Genomic DNA, 13,601 nt, shown 5'->3' with positions numbered 1-13,601 from the left:
ACGATTACGCACCATTGTTGACTTGATGTCAACGTTGACTTCGAGTCAACCAACTCGTACCGTCGGGTGACTCAGATCTCCTGCCGCCTCAGTGACTCGGGGCCGAATCTAAGGGAACACCATGACTGCCGCCACAAATCCGCCCGTTCTCGAGAACCACCCCATCGACAGCGGCGCAGCCGTGTTGGTCAATGTGCGCGCGTTGCTGCCCGAGCTGAAGAAGGGTGCCTCCGAGAACGAGCGGGCCCGTCGGCTCTCCGACGACACCGTCGACGCCCTCCGGCGAGCGGGCGCCTTTCGGGTCGCGGCACCGACCCGGTTCGGTGGACTCGAATCCGGCCTACGCACGATGCTCGACGTCTCTGCCGCTGTTGCCGAAGGTGATGGTGGCGCGTCCTGGGTCACCACGTTGTCCAACGTCAACCATTGGGCGCTGGGTTTGTTCTCCGAGCGGGCGCAGGCGGAGGTGTATGCCGATGGGCCCGACGTCATCATTTCGGGCGTCGTGTCGCCCACGGCCGTCGCGAAGCCGGTGGAGGGTGGGTATCGGGTCAGTGGTCAGTGGCCGTACGCGTCGGCGAGCCTGCACTCGACGTGGTGCACGGGCGGTGTGGTGATCGAGGACGAAGACGGATCGGTGATGGATCAGGGCATGGCGCTGATCCCTCGTAGCGACTATCGCGTCGACGACACCTGGTACGTGGCGGGCATGCGAGCCTCCGGCAGCAACACCGTCGTGGCCGAAGATGTGTTCGTGCCCGAGCATCGGATGCTGTCGATGATGGGGGCTTTCAGCGGATCGTATGTCGCCGAACGCACGGATTCGGCCTTCGCGCGGTCCGCGTTCGGGCCGATGCTGGTGATGGTTCTGGTGGGTCCACAGCTCGGAATGGGCCGAGCTGCTTTGGAATTGGTACGAACCAAAGCGGCAGAGAAGTCCTTGGCCTACACGGTGTTCGACCGCCAAGCCGATTCGGTCGCCTTTCAGATGATGGTTGCCGAGGCCGCGCTGAAGATAGACACCGCCCATCTGCACGCCTATCGCGCCGCCGACGACGTGATGCGGTGGGCCGACGCAGCTGAATATCCGGATTTGCTCTCACGCGCACGGGTGCGCGGGGACGCGGCAACAGCACTGCGCAGCATCAACGAGGCGTTGAACGTTCTGTTGGACGCCACCGGAGCGGGAGCATTCGCAGATGTCAATGCGCTGCAACGTATCTGGCGTGACTCGAATGTCGGAGCACGACATGCGGTGATGCTGCCGCGAGTGTCGATCGAGACCTACGGCAAGGCGCTGCTGGGGGTCGAACTGCACGACCACATCACCCCGATCATCTGAATCGAGACCGCCCATGATGAAGCCCTATACGTCGACGCGCGTCGTGCCCGGGCCGATGGCCTAAGCTCGTCAGTGTTTCACGGAGGTGCCGTGAGCCGACGCGATGAGATGGGATCTACAGTGCCGGAGGCCTCGTCGAGAAAGCAGGCGCGCTCTGCGCAGGCGGCGGAGACTCGTCGACGGTTGATCGACACCGCGGTTGCCCTCTTCGCCGAGAACCCTTACGACAAGGTCGGTGTCACCGAGATAGTCGAGGCCGCCGATGTCGCGCACGGCCTCTTGTTTCACTACTTCGGTAACAAGCGGGGCATCTATCTCGAGGCCATGCGTGCGACGGCCGACGGGTTGTCCCAGTCGTTCGTCGATCTCCCGGATGCGGAACCCGACGTGCAGTTGCGTGCGGCGCTAAAAGCTCATCTCACGTATCTCCGCACTCATCGGGGCCTGGCGCTCCGCATGGTGCTGGGCGGACGAGGGGCCGATCCGGAGGCGTGGCAGGTATTCGAGGAAGCTCGGGCCGGCGTTCTCACAGCCGGGGCGATGCTGCTCGGTCTCGATCCGCACAATACTGCGATCGCTATGGCCGGGCGGGCCGCCGTCGCTGCCATCGACGAGACCACGGTCAGGTGGCTGGAAGACGAGAGCGCTTTCGAGATCGACACGGTCGTCGAGATGCTGATCCACCTTGTCGCGGGGTGCCTCGAATCGGTGTCGATACTGGACTCCAGTGTCTCGGTGGACGCCGCAGTGGCCACGATCCTCGGTAACGGGAATCGATCTGGCATCGATTCCCGGCCCTGACAACTCCTTGCCTGTCACACGGTCTCGGCGTAGTACTTCCTCCAGTGCGTTTCGAGGAAGTCGGACAGCGAACTCCCTGAATCGTCGGTACGCCAGGCAACGTGACCGTCGGGTCGGACGAGTACCGCTCCGGTCTCACCTACCTCGTACAGCGATATCAGTTCGTTGCGATCGACGCCGACGGGTGTGTCCAGCACGACGAGCGACATACCCGGGCGTGCATCATGCATACTCTCCACCACCGGCTCCCACGCAGAACCATCGAAGGTGAACAGGGTCAACATGTTCGGGTCCAACACGTCGTGCGGCGAGACGAGTTGCCCGTCGACCGAGACGAGCGCATGCGGCATTCGCGCACCGGGGTACGTGGTGGGCACGTAATCGACAACATCTTCCACGGGCTTCGTCGACGCGTCCTGGGCGATCAGTGGACTGTCGTAGAGGTAGCCGAATTGCAGGCCGGTGGAGACGAAATGCTCCAACTGCAGTGGAATCGCCGCGGCAATTTGGGCACGCAGTTCCGCCGACCCGGGGACGTCCGGGCGCAGGCTTCGTGACCGACTCATCTGCTTGCGGGTTGCTGCAGCCGCGATGGGCGCGATCAGTCGGCCCGGAATCTTGTTCAGTGGTGCCCGGCCCATGGCTTGAGTTGCCTTGGCCAGCATGGCGTTGGTGATCCCGACCCGCTTGCCGATGTCGTCCATGCGGAAGTGGTTGGCCACGCTCTGTTCGGCGAACTTCTCCACCACCGGGCGGCGCTCGGTGTCGTAGGTGTCCAGCAGCTCCGGGCCTGCCGCACCGGAGAGCACGGCATCGAGCTTCCACGCGAGGTTGTGGGCATCCTGCACTCCGGAATTGAGCCCGAAGCCGCCGGTATGCGGAAAGCGGTGAGCGGCATCGCCCAGCAACAGGAGCCGATCGTGGCGGAAGGTGTCGGCCGTCTGAGACGTCATCACCCACGTGCCCGTCGATTCGAGCGTGAAGTCGTTCGTACCCAACGCCTTCGGTAGCGTCTTCTCCCAGAATCGGCGGCCGTTCCTGGCGATCTCCTGCGCGGGGTGCAGATAGGCCGTCATCAGGATGTAGCGGTGGTCGGCGTGCGAGATGAGCACTCCGCACAGGTCCGGGGTGTAGATCCAACTCAACAGCGGACGCGCGTCGTCAGGAAACAGTGTGTTCGACGTGAAGAACGCACTGCCCATGTTGGCGAGTACCGGTCCGGTCAGCGATATCCCGGCTGCGTCGCGGGTCGCGCTGTTGGCACCGTCGCAGGCGAGCACATACGGCGCACGTACTTCGGCGGCGTCACCCGTGAGGGTGCGGAAGGCGATGCGCGCGTCACCGGAGTTCGATTCGACCGATTCGACGGAGACTCCGCGGCGAAATTCGATCAGCGGTTCGGCGTCCACGGCGTCCCACAGCACGGGCATCAGAATGTGCTGGCCGATGTGCGACACCATGTACGGGCTCTGGCTTTCCACGATGGCTTTGCGTTCGGGATCGGACAGCAGATCGATCGACCCGATCGCGTCTCCGGCCAGGTCACCGTACCAGCTGATCAGATTGACCTGTTCGTGCGGAGGCGACATCGCCGCTATCGACTTGGCCAGTTCGGGGCTGTACTCGTTCCATATCTCCAGCGTCCGAGCATTGATCACGTGAGCCGCCGGATGGAACAACGGACTGGTCCGACGCTCCAGCAGTACCGTTCCAATACCCCTGCGCGCCAGCAGAAGCGCTGCAGTGGTACCCGCCGGACCGGCACCGATGATGACGACGGGAGTGCTCATCGGACGACGGTTTCCTGGGTCCCCAGGTCGATCGACCCGTCCGGAGTGCGGATGGTGGCAGTGACGACGTCGTCGACGGAAAGGTATTTCGGGTTCTTGGCTTGGCGTGCGAAGAAGAACTTCCACTTCAGCGCAGGCGGGATGAGTTCACCGATCTTCTGGATCACCTTGGGCGGCGCGGAGATTGCCGTGCCGATCGGAGTTCCGGTCAGCAGGACGTCGCCTGCGGTCATGTTCTGAAAACGGGCCAGTCTGGTGAAGGCCTCGGCGGGAGGAGTGATGAGGTCGTCGCCGATGGTCTGGTCCTGACGGATCTCCCCGTTGACCGCCAACGTCATCCGTAGCTCGGGCAGTCGTCGCAGCTCGTCTTTGTCGAGCAGCACCAGCCGAGGGCCGAGTGGGGTGAAGGTGGGATACGACTTGCTCTCGTACACCTGCACTTTCGTCAACTGGATCTCCCGAGCCGACACGTCGTTGGCCACGACGAAGCCCGCCACGTAGCACGCGAGGTTGTCGTCGGTGACGGTTGTCCCGATGGGGATATCGGCACCGACCACCACGCCCAGCTCGATTTCGTAGTCGAGCAGAGCTACCTCCGGTGGCTGCCGAATGGGATCGTTCGGGCCACTGATCGACGCGGACGACTTACGAAAGAACGTCGGCTGCAGGGTTTTCGGGTCCGAGCCGGCGTCGATCGCATGGGATCGGTAGTTCAGCAACTGCGCCACCACTCGGCAGGGTGCGGTGATGGGCGAGACGAGCCGGAGCTCGGCGACGTTCGTGCCTGCCCCCGACGCGGCGTCGATAGCAGTGCGGTCGGCCAGTAGCTGACGGGTGGTCTGCGCGGTGGTGTCGATCCTGACTGCCTGGTCGTCGTCGAGACGCCACCAGCCGTCCGTGGTTCGAATGATGTTGATGGGCATAACTTTCGATCCCCCCTAGCAATCGGTCACAAAGTTTTCGGTGTGATGGTCTTCTTGTTGGCGATCACCGGCCGGCCGGGCCTGGTTCCGGCCTCACGCTGCCGCAGTTCCTCGTGGGTCGCTCCGTTGCGGAGTCGGCTGAGGAGGTAGTCGGGGTCGATGTTGACGCCGATGGGATTGCGCGCGAATTCCTCGGTGAAGAAGAAGGCCGCGGTGTGATCGGGGTCGAAGTTCTCCACCTGGAACTCGAGCCGAATACCGTCCGGGTCCTCGTAGTACAGCGAGATCGTCGGCCCGTGGTTGATGGACCACACGGGAAGGATGCCCTGGCGCTTGAGCCGCACGTAGTTTTCCAGCAGTCGTTCCAGCGATCGGAACGTCAGGGCGATGTGATCGATGCCGTAGGCCTTGCGCCGCAGCTTGGCGAAGGGGAACAGGAACTTCACCGGCTTGGGCACGGCGATGATCGCGAGTCGATGCGACTCGTCGTCCCAGGTCAAGAACGTGATCTCGTCGTCCTGGTAGGCGATCTCGGCCCCGAACACTGTGCCGTACCAGCGCACCATCTCCTCGGTTCGCGCAGATTTGACGACCCAATGCGCGATGTAGTCGGGTGCGACCCGTTGCGTCTCGATCGTCGGTGCATCGTGCGTTGCGCTCATGAATCGACCTTTCGTCGCGATCGGAGTGTGATCCAGATTAAGTGCAGTTTGACTGTCAGTCAATAAATTGACTGATGGTCAGTCGAAAATCCGGAATGGGTGCGGTGTCGAGCGTGTCGTTGTAACAGAGCAGTTGCTCTGTTACGGTCACGTCATGCCCCGCCCACGCGTGCACGATCTCGACCACCTACTGGATGTGGCCGAGGCGTTGGCCGTCGAGTCGGGCCCGGCCGCGGTCACCATTCGCGCGTTGTCTGAGCTGACCTCGGTGTCCAACGGGGCGATCTACCACGCGTTCGGGTCGCGGGCCGGACTCCTCGGCCGAGTGTGGTTGCGCGGCGCGCAGCGCATGCTCACCGTGCAGCGAGGGTCCGTGGACGACGCATTGGCGACGGGCACCGCGGTGGACGCAATAGTGGCTGCTGCGGATGCGCCGGCGCGCTTTCTACTCGATCATCCGACGGCCGGACAGTTTCTCATGATTGTGTCGCGTCGAGAGTTGTTGGGCTCGAACGATATTCCGGACGCGCTTGCCGACGACCTTCGTATGCTCGATTCGACGCTCGTCGAGTTGTTCGTGCGGTTGTCGACCGAGATGTGGAACCGAGCGGATCGCACGGCCGTAGCCGTGATCAAGGATTGCACCGTCGAGCTCCCTGCCGCGTTGCTCCTGCGGGGTCGCCGTGCGCCAGACGCATCGGTGCGCGAACGACTCGCTGCCGCCGTGCGCGGCGTCCTCACTCTTCCTCCGCCCCCTCCACCGCCGAAGTCTTCATAGCCTCGGCACCCTCGAAAGGTAGCTCACGATGACTCCTACGCTAGAAGTTCGCAGTGACATAGCGATTTTGACGCTCGGCTCGGACGAGAATCGATTCTCACCGGACTGGCTCGATGCGGTCGACGCCCACTTGGACCAGATAGAGCGGTCGGCGCGCGGGCTGATCACGGTAGGAGCGGGCAAGTTCTACTCCAACGGACTGGACCTCGACTGGCTGATGGCCCATGGTGATCGCGCCGATTGGTACGTCGATCGAGTGCAGACGCTGTTCGCCCGAATACTCACGTTTTCGATACCCACCGCCGCGGCGGTCAACGGGCACAGTTTCGGTGCCGGAGCAATGTTCGCCATTGCCCATGACTACCGCTTCATGCGCGAGGATCGCGGCTACTACTGCTTTCCAGAAGCGGATATCAACATCCCTTTCACTCCCGGCATGTCCGCTCTGATTCAGGCGAAGCTCTCTCCGCAGACGGCCATGGTCGCAATGACCACGGGACATCGGTACGGGAGCGCGGAGGCCCTCACTGCAGGTCTCGTCGACGGCGTAGCGGCCGAGGACTCGGTGATCGATGCTGCGCTGGAGCGGCTCTCGGCAATTGCCGGTAAGGACAAAGCCACCATCGGAGCCATCAAGACGACCATGTTCGCGTCGGTCACCGCTGCGCTGCGTCAGGGCCGACAGTGACGTCGTAGTCGGTCGCGTCGCGCCGCGCAGGCGGGATCAGAAGGTGAATACGGCCGACGAGGGTCAGAGCCGTGTCGGCGTCGGCACCGTCGAACACCGCTGTGTGGATGCCGCGCATGGCACCCGTGAGCAGTCGGGCTGAGGCAGGGAGGTCTGTGGCACTGTCGATCTGCCCTGCTTCGGCAGCGGCGCGGAGTAGTTCGGTGATGGCATCGACGAAGCTGTCGTGCCAACGCTCCGCTGTGCCTTCGGATTTCGGGACCCCGAGATTGCGGAACAGCACGTGCGTGCGCGGTGTCTCGTAGATGCTCTCGGCAGCTATTCGCAGAAATGTCTGCAGCTGCTCGAGTGGGGTGCTCGGCCAGCCGGCGTCCGCAGACCGTTCACGGATGCGTTCGATCAGAACGGTGGCGGCGTCGTCGACGGCGGCCTGAAAGAGTTGGCGTTTGTTGGGGAAGTGGTGGAAGGCCGTTCGGGGGGCCAGACCGCATTGCGCAGCGACACTTTCGATCGTGATGTCTGCATAGTCGGCGTGCCGAAGCAGTTCCTGGGTGGCCTCGATGAGGCGTGTCGGTGCGGGCCCGGGTTCGTCCGTGGCCGACGACCCGGCCCAGCGGTACAGCGTGGTGGTGTGGATGCCCAAGTCCGTAGCCACGGCTGCCGGGCTTTCGGAACCCCCGAATGCCCGTGCCACCGCCTCTCGGCGATCGGCGAGTGTGAATCTCGAGACCCTGGCCATGATCGTGACAGTCTAGTGCAGCATTCGTGCGAGGGCCGGGAGTAGAACTCGTGCGGGGACGATACCCGCCATCGCCGCCTGCAGAGCATTGCGGCGACCCGAAATAACGTGCGGCCGTGACCGTTTGGCGTCGAGTTCCTTCATGGCGGTGGCGACGACGTCGGCCGGTGTCTGGTAGGTGCCGGTGGCTGTGGCCGAATCGCCTATGACGTCGAAGAATTCGGTGTGGGTGGGGCCGGGGTTGAGTGCGAACACTCTGACTCCGTGTTGCGCTGCTTCGTACCACAGCGACTGGCTGAAGCTCAGCACGAAGGCTTTCGCGGCCGCATACACGGCAAGAGTCGGGACAGGTTGGAATGCCGTCGTGCTGGCTACATTGACGATGGTGCCTGCTGTGCGGGCGATCATGCCCGGCAGGAACGCCGAGCAGATGTCCACGACCGCGCGGATGTCGACGGCGACGAGCCGCTCGAAATCGTCGGCGTCGCCGTCGACGAACGGTCCCTGGACCGCAAATCCTGCGTTGTTGACGATGAGGTCGATGCGCTCGGGAACGATGGCGCGGAGCCGCCGACCACTGGCCTCCTCCGACAGGTCCCAGGGCACTGTTCGGCAGCGCACACCGTAGGTCGATTCGACCTCGTCCGCCAGCGCTGTCAGACGATCCTCCCGTCGGGCGACGAGCACCAGATCGGAGCCGCGGGCGGCCAGCACGCGCGCGAACTCGGCGCCTATTCCGGAACTCGCGCCGGTGACCAGCGAGCGGCCCGGACTGTAGCGAAAAGCCCTGCGGCTCATCGGTCCGAGCGCCCGAGCTCAGCGGCCGAGCGCCGGGCGAACTCCTCGTACGAGGTGGGTGCTCGTCCGAGCAGGGTCGGAAGAACCGTCAGGTCTCCCGCGGGCAGACCGTGGCCGTCGTAATGGGTCATCATCGTGCGATACGCCTGACGTGCGTCTTCCGGCCAATTCTTCATGTCGCGGGGGTTCGAGGCGGCCTGCGCGCCGCGAACGAGGTGCCCGAGCGAATTGACTTTCGTCGATCGCACGGCGTGACCGATGACGGTGGGGAGTGCAGGCAGCACGTCGAGCGAGTTGGTCAACGACGAGGGCGGGATTCGGATGGCGGTCACCGCATGCCCCAGCACGCGTGACCAGATCTCGGCCATCTGGTGTCGGGTGAGTTCGACCGTGGACAGGTCGTAGGTGCGGCCGGTGTGCGGCGACGGGTCGATCAGTACGTTCGCCGCGGCCTCGGCGACGTCGGCGAGATCGACGACACCCATCACACTGTCCGGCGACACCGGGTACGGCATGACGCCCGCCTGCAGGAACTCCCACACTTCCAAGTAGTTCTGCATGTAGTGCGAGGGCCTGAGAATCGTGGTGGGGATTTCGCTGTCGCGGAGCAGGCCCTCGGCGATGTCCTTCTGGTGGTGGTGTGTCAGCTGATGCAGGTCCGGATGGATCACGGAGTGAAACACGATGTGCTGCAACCCACTTGCCGGAGTCGTCGCGATCAGGTGCTCGATGATCGGTCTTTCGTCGATGACCTGGGTCGGTGCCGCGTGATAGAGCACGTCGGCTCCGGCCAGGGCTCTGTCGAGCGTGTCGGGCGACCGCAGATCGCCCACGACGACCTCGGCTGCCCCGTCTCGACGGGTGGTCGCAGCCTGGCTGTCGTTCTTCACGACAGCGCGGACGGGCATCTTCTGCGCGGTCAGCTGCCGGACGAGCAACCGTCCGATCCCGCCTGCGGCACTGGTCACTGTGATCATCGGACCTCCTCGATGGTGAGCGCGGCAACTCCGGCTCTGTTGCATATATTGCAGATGCGCCGCAAATAACGCAAGAGGTCGACGCAAATGCCGACTCGATCTGCATTAGTCTCGGACGGTGCCCTCGAACGACGTCGACGATGCAGAGCAGTCGCGGCGCGCCCGCCCACGTCGCGATCGCCGTCAGGCGTTGATCGACGCCGCGATCGAGATGATCTCCGAAGGTGCCAGCGCAGACATCAGTGCGGCGGCGATCTCGCGCAGAGCGGGTGTGGCGCACGGGTTGCTCTTCTACTACTTCACCGACAAGCAGGGCCTGGTGCAGGCCGCACTGGCCGACGTTCTGGGCAAATTGTCCGACGCGCAGGGGCCTCAGTCCGAGGAGCGGACCGTCCGAGCTCGGCTGGAAGGATTTGTCCGACGGCACATCGAGTTTCTGCGGGATCACCGCGCGCTCTACCTGCGGGTGGTGCGCGAGGAGGAATTCGGTGAGGCAGGCGTCGAGAGCGCCCTCCGGCAAGCTCGGGCCGAGGGCGAGCGTCAGGTCGCAGCCCTGGCCGAACTCCCGGATCCGTTGCCGCCGCTGGTCGCTGTTGCGATTTCAGGGTGGACAGGCTTTCTCGATCGAACCGCCGATGCCTTCTTCGAGACGGCGGATCTCGATCTGGACGAGTCGGTCGCGCTGATCGTCGACGCATTCGAAGCTGTCATCGATTCCGCGACTCGCCGAGGTGCCGGGCCGCGGTGATCAGGTCGACCAGAAACCGCAAAGGCCGATTCCGAAAATTGCGCAGATTGCTCAATGTCGATGACTTCTATTGCGCAGCCCGCCGGGTTCTGGTCGACTGACGCCGGTTGCATCACAGACGCGACTGACTCGGCGCTTCGCAATCCGAACGCTTGCCTCATGGAGTGACGGGACCCATCCGGTCCCGCCACGTCCACTCGATGCAATCTTTCGTCGCCTATTTCAGGAGTGCTCGCCATGACCAGCCTCAGCTCGACCTCCGGCAATTCGACCGACGGTGATTCGGTCACCGGAGGGCGCGAAACCCTGCACGACATTTCCGAGCGGGTGCTGTGGTTGTCGACATCGATGATCCACCACGCCAACCGAATCCGGCCCAATCCGACGGGTCTCAAGGTGGGCGGTCATCAGGCGTCGTGTGCGTCGATGGTCACCATCATGACCTCGCTGTGGTTCGAGCAGCTCGAAGCAGGCGACAGAGTGTCGGTCAAGCCGCACGCGTCGCCGGTGCTGCACGCCATCAACTACCTTCTCGGTGAGCTGGACGAGAAGTATTTGACGACGCTGCGCTCGTACGGTGGGCTGCAGTCCTACCCGTCGCGCGCCAAGGATCCCGATACCGTCGACTACTCGACGGGGTCGGTGGGTATCGGTGCGACGGCACCTATTTGGGGCGCAATGTCGCGCCGCTTCGTCGACTCCGCATTTTCCGCAGACACCCCGAGTGGGTTTCGCGGACGGCAGTATTCGCTCGTCGGAGACGCCGAGCTCGACGAGGGTGCCGTGTGGGAAGCCGTCATCGATCCGGGCATCGGTGAGTTGGGCGAGATCGTCTGGATCGTCGACCTCAACCGGCAGTCCCTCGACCGAGTGGTGCCGAACATCGCGGCGCGTCGCCTCGAGAAGATGTTCGACGCGGCAGGCTGGCAGGTCATCACCGTGCGGTTCGGTCGGCTGCTCGAGAACCTGTTCGCGCGTACCGGGGGCGACGCCTTGCGGCGCCGCATCCTCGACATGCCCAATCCCGAGTATCAGCGGCTGTTGCGGTGCTCGGCGTCCGAATTGCGTGATCGACTGCCCGGCAACGGTTCCGATGCCGCGGCGATCACCGCGCTCATCGGTGACCTCGACGATCTGATTCTCACCGAGTCGATTCGCAATCTCGGCGGCCATGATCTCGACGCGCTGCGCGAGGCCTATGCGCAGATCGACGACACCCGGCCCACGGTCATCATCGCCTACACGGTCAAAGGCTTCGGGCTCCCTACACAAGGGCACCCGCAGAACCATTCCTCCCTGTTGACGATCGAGGAATATGCCTCACTCGCAGAGACTCTCGGCACGGATGCAGACTCGCCCTGGGGCCGCTTCGACGACGCCACAGCTGCCGGGCAGTTGTGCGCCGATGTCGCCGAACGGCTGCGCCGCGAGCCGGTGCCCGTCTCGGCACCGCCTGCAGTTCCCACCGACATCGGCCGTACTCCCAAGGGCACGGCCACGACGCAGGCCGCGCTCGGCCGCACCCTCATCGACCTGACGCGTGAGGCCCCGGATGCGGCTCGACGCGTCGTGACGGTCAGTCCCGACGTCAGCTCCACCACCAATCTCGGCGGTTGGGTCAACAAGGTCGGTGTCTGGTCGTCGTCGGAGCGGCACGACTGGTTCGGTGACGATGCCGAAACCATCATGCACTGGCGTGAGGGTCCCACCGGTCAACACATGGAACTCGGTATCGCAGAGACCAATCTGGTCGGATTGATGGGCGAGCTGGGTGCAACGTGGAGTCGGTGGGGAGAGCCATTGTTCCCCATCGGGGTGATGTACGACCCGTTCGTCGAACGCGCTCTCGAACCGTGGTCGTACGGCATCTACGCGGGCGGTCAGTCGATTCTGGTCGGTACGCCGTCGGGTGTCACGTTGGCTGCGGAAGGTGGTGCGCACCAGTCGATCAAGACTCCATCGATCGGTCTGGAGCAGCCCGGGTGCATCTCGTACGAGCCGGCGTTCGCCATCGACGTGGAGTGGACGTTGCTCGCCAGTATCGCCAAGTTGGGTCGCCCCGACGGCACCTCGGCGTACCTGCGCCTGTCGACCCGGCCGGTCGATCAGACGTTGGCCGACGTGCCCAGCGATCCGGCGGCCCGCGAACGCAGGCGCAAGCAGGTGGTGGCCGGCGGCTACCCGCTCGTCCGACGAGACGGTGCCACCGTCACGATCGCGGCGATGGGTGCGCTCATGCCCGAAGCTCTGGACGCCGCAGCACGTTTGGAGCGCATCGGCATTCTCGCGGACGTCCTGTGCATCACGAGCCCGGGCCAGCTCTACCGAGCCGTCCAGGCTCGACAGGGACACGGCGACGCGGAGTCGTGGATTCTCGATCAGCTGTTGCCGGCCGATCGGGCGACACCGATGGTGACCGTCCTCGACGGCCATCCGCACACGCTGGCGTTCCTGGCCACGGTGAACCGTGTGGCGTCGACGTCGTTGGGCGTCAGCAACTTCGGTCAGGTGGGCTCTCTGGACGAGGTGTACAAGCATCATCACATCGACACCGATTCGATCGTCGGTGCCGCTCTGGATGTCACCGGCCAGTAGTGCCGCGGGTGCTCATTCGTCCACCCATTCCAAGAGGTCTCCGGGTTGGCAGTGCAGCACCCGGCACATGGCGTCGAGGGTGCTCAGGCGCACGGCTTTGGCCCGTCCGTTCTTGAGGACTGCGATGTTGGCGGGCGTCAGCCCTACGCGTTCGGCAAACTCGCCGACGCTCATCTTTTGCTTGGCCAACTGAACATCGATGCGCACCACGATGGCCATCAGATGACCGCGTCCATGTCGCTGCGCAGTTCCGTGGCCTGACTGAGCAGGGTCCTCATGACGACCATCAACAATGCGGCGACGGCGACGATGACGACGAGCAGGAAGAGCAGTAGCGGCAGGCCTGGGTCGTCGGCTCCGAATCCGACGTAGAGAAAGACGCCGACCAGCACCACCCAGGCCGCGACGATCGACCACGTGATCGTGTCGACCCACACCAACGAGGCGCGGGTGAAGATGGCATTGCGGTTCACCATCGTCATTAGCTTCCATGTCGCGACCACGACCACCTGAATGCACAGCACCCAGAAGATCGACACGATGGTCAGCGGCCATCGCAGGTACGCGGATTCGGGAGATTCCTGGGCCATGTGGGCGAACTGGCCGGGCAACGACATGACTTGCATCAGAACCAGCACCGCGAACAACGCGGCGAGAAACAGGCGAAGTAACAGGACTACCGCTCGATATCCACTCAGCATGTAGCGAGTATCGACAGGAATCTATCGAAAGTCAATAGATCCACGGGGTGTCGAAATCA

At 63.9% G+C, this 13,601-nt stretch carries 14 protein-coding genes; 6 read left to right on the top strand and 8 right to left on the bottom strand.

The window, feature by feature from the left end; all coding sequences use genetic code 11:
* Nucleotides 1-121 precede the first annotated feature (121 nt).
* The gene (locus tag ASH04_RS20210; RefSeq protein WP_057474371.1) at nucleotides 122-1,342 is read left to right on the top strand and encodes an oxidoreductase; all 1,221 of its coding nucleotides are present in this window, start codon (nucleotides 122-124) and stop codon (nucleotides 1,340-1,342) included.
* Between the two features lie 90 nt (nucleotides 1,343-1,432).
* Nucleotides 1,433-2,143 (top strand): TetR/AcrR family transcriptional regulator, encoded by a 711-nt coding sequence (locus tag ASH04_RS20205; protein ID WP_156394616.1) that lies wholly within the window; start codon nucleotides 1,433-1,435, stop codon nucleotides 2,141-2,143.
* A gap of 14 nt (nucleotides 2,144-2,157) precedes the next feature.
* On the opposite strand, the gene ASH04_RS20200 is transcribed toward ASH04_RS20205, so the two are convergent.
* Genes ASH04_RS20200 through ASH04_RS20190 form a run of 3 tightly spaced genes read right to left on the bottom strand, consistent with a single transcriptional unit; the run spans nucleotide 2,158 to nucleotide 5,518 of the window.
* The gene (locus ASH04_RS20200; RefSeq protein WP_057474369.1) at nucleotides 2,158-3,933 is read right to left on the bottom strand and encodes an FAD-dependent monooxygenase; all 1,776 of its coding nucleotides are present in this window, start codon (nucleotides 3,931-3,933) and stop codon (nucleotides 2,158-2,160) included.
* Nucleotides 3,930-4,856, bottom strand: a complete 927-nt coding sequence (locus ASH04_RS20195) for a fumarylacetoacetate hydrolase family protein (protein ID WP_057474368.1) — start codon at nucleotides 4,854-4,856, stop codon at nucleotides 3,930-3,932. Before ASH04_RS20195 ends, ASH04_RS20200 begins: the two co-directional genes overlap by 4 nt.
* Nucleotides 4,857-4,882: 26 nt before the next feature.
* Nucleotides 4,883-5,518: a VOC family protein gene (locus ASH04_RS20190; protein ID WP_032367048.1), complete on the bottom strand. Its 636-nt coding sequence runs from the start codon at nucleotides 5,516-5,518 to the stop codon at nucleotides 4,883-4,885.
* A 154-nt stretch (nucleotides 5,519-5,672) separates the two neighbouring features.
* Between ASH04_RS20190 and ASH04_RS20185 the strand changes: the two genes are divergently transcribed.
* Both ASH04_RS20185 and ASH04_RS20180 read left to right on the top strand, forming a co-directional pair.
* Complete coding sequence (locus tag ASH04_RS20185; protein ID WP_072692027.1) at nucleotides 5,673-6,296, top strand: TetR/AcrR family transcriptional regulator; 624 nt, start codon at nucleotides 5,673-5,675, stop codon at nucleotides 6,294-6,296.
* A gap of 28 nt (nucleotides 6,297-6,324) precedes the next feature.
* Nucleotides 6,325-6,984 carry an enoyl-CoA hydratase/isomerase family protein gene (locus tag ASH04_RS20180; RefSeq protein ID WP_057474367.1) on the top strand — a complete coding sequence of 220 codons (660 nt, stop codon included), beginning with the start codon at nucleotides 6,325-6,327 and terminating at the stop codon, nucleotides 6,982-6,984.
* Here ASH04_RS20180 and ASH04_RS20175 read toward each other — a convergent pair.
* Genes ASH04_RS20175 through ASH04_RS20165 form a run of 3 tightly spaced genes read right to left on the bottom strand, consistent with a single transcriptional unit; the run spans nucleotide 6,953 to nucleotide 9,498 of the window.
* Nucleotides 6,953-7,723: a TetR family transcriptional regulator gene (locus ASH04_RS20175; protein WP_057474366.1), complete on the bottom strand. Its 771-nt coding sequence runs from the start codon at nucleotides 7,721-7,723 to the stop codon at nucleotides 6,953-6,955. The genes ASH04_RS20180 and ASH04_RS20175 overlap by 32 nt on opposite strands.
* A gap of 12 nt (nucleotides 7,724-7,735) precedes the next feature.
* The gene (locus ASH04_RS20170; RefSeq protein ID WP_052063097.1) at nucleotides 7,736-8,521 is read right to left on the bottom strand and encodes an SDR family NAD(P)-dependent oxidoreductase; all 786 of its coding nucleotides are present in this window, start codon (nucleotides 8,519-8,521) and stop codon (nucleotides 7,736-7,738) included.
* Complete coding sequence (locus ASH04_RS20165) at nucleotides 8,518-9,498, bottom strand: SDR family oxidoreductase (protein ID WP_057474365.1); 981 nt, start codon at nucleotides 9,496-9,498, stop codon at nucleotides 8,518-8,520. The genes ASH04_RS20170 and ASH04_RS20165 overlap by 4 nt, the downstream gene beginning before the upstream one ends.
* Nucleotides 9,499-9,616: 118 nt before the next feature.
* Between ASH04_RS20165 and ASH04_RS20160 the strand changes: the two genes are divergently transcribed.
* Together ASH04_RS20160 and ASH04_RS20155 are read left to right on the top strand one after the other, a co-directional pair.
* Entirely contained in the window at nucleotides 9,617-10,246 is a 630-nt protein-coding gene (locus ASH04_RS20160) for a TetR/AcrR family transcriptional regulator (RefSeq protein WP_027495446.1), read from the top strand.
* Between the two features lie 237 nt (nucleotides 10,247-10,483).
* Complete coding sequence (locus ASH04_RS20155; protein WP_057474612.1) at nucleotides 10,484-12,841, top strand: transketolase-like TK C-terminal-containing protein; 2,358 nt, start codon at nucleotides 10,484-10,486, stop codon at nucleotides 12,839-12,841.
* 12 nt (nucleotides 12,842-12,853) lie between these two features.
* Here ASH04_RS20155 and ASH04_RS20150 read toward each other — a convergent pair whose 3' ends face one another.
* Nucleotides 12,854-13,060, bottom strand: a complete 207-nt coding sequence (locus ASH04_RS20150; RefSeq protein WP_027495448.1) for a helix-turn-helix domain-containing protein — start codon at nucleotides 13,058-13,060, stop codon at nucleotides 12,854-12,856.
* Entirely contained in the window at nucleotides 13,060-13,542 is a 483-nt protein-coding gene (locus ASH04_RS20145; RefSeq protein ID WP_032367043.1) for a DUF2975 domain-containing protein, read from the bottom strand. Before ASH04_RS20145 ends, ASH04_RS20150 begins: the two co-directional genes overlap by 1 nt.
* Nucleotides 13,543-13,601: the final 59 nt, after the last annotated feature.

The organism is Rhodococcus sp. Leaf233 (assembly GCF_001426165.1).
Classification (GTDB): Bacteria; Actinomycetota; Actinomycetes; order Mycobacteriales; family Mycobacteriaceae; genus Rhodococcoides; species Rhodococcoides fascians.
This window is presented reverse-complemented; position numbering and strand designations above follow the sequence as displayed.

Bases quoted from the DNA above. Each gene is read 5' to 3' on its own strand.
- ASH04_RS20200 (WP_057474369.1), bottom strand. From the start codon at position 3,933: ATGAGCACTCCCGTCGTCATCATCGGTGCCGGTCCGGCGGGTACCACT.
- ASH04_RS20185 (WP_072692027.1), top strand. From the start codon at position 5,673: ATGCCCCGCCCACGCGTGCACGATCTCGACCACCTACTGGATGTGGCC.
- ASH04_RS20210 (WP_057474371.1), top strand. From the start codon at position 122: ATGACTGCCGCCACAAATCCGCCCGTTCTCGAGAACCACCCCATCGAC.
- ASH04_RS20155 (WP_057474612.1), top strand. From the start codon at position 10,484: ATGACCAGCCTCAGCTCGACCTCCGGCAATTCGACCGACGGTGATTCG.
- ASH04_RS20145 (WP_032367043.1), bottom strand. From the start codon at position 13,542: ATGCTGAGTGGATATCGAGCGGTAGTCCTGTTACTTCGCCTGTTTCTC.
- ASH04_RS20195 (WP_057474368.1), bottom strand. From the start codon at position 4,856: ATGCCCATCAACATCATTCGAACCACGGACGGCTGGTGGCGTCTCGAC.
- ASH04_RS20170 (WP_052063097.1), bottom strand. From the start codon at position 8,521: ATGAGCCGCAGGGCTTTTCGCTACAGTCCGGGCCGCTCGCTGGTCACC.
- ASH04_RS20180 (WP_057474367.1), top strand. From the start codon at position 6,325: ATGACTCCTACGCTAGAAGTTCGCAGTGACATAGCGATTTTGACGCTC.
- ASH04_RS20150 (WP_027495448.1), bottom strand. From the start codon at position 13,060: ATGGCCATCGTGGTGCGCATCGATGTTCAGTTGGCCAAGCAAAAGATG.
- ASH04_RS20175 (WP_057474366.1), bottom strand. From the start codon at position 7,723: ATGGCCAGGGTCTCGAGATTCACACTCGCCGATCGCCGAGAGGCGGTG.
- ASH04_RS20165 (WP_057474365.1), bottom strand. From the start codon at position 9,498: ATGATCACAGTGACCAGTGCCGCAGGCGGGATCGGACGGTTGCTCGTC.
- ASH04_RS20190 (WP_032367048.1), bottom strand. From the start codon at position 5,518: ATGAGCGCAACGCACGATGCACCGACGATCGAGACGCAACGGGTCGCA.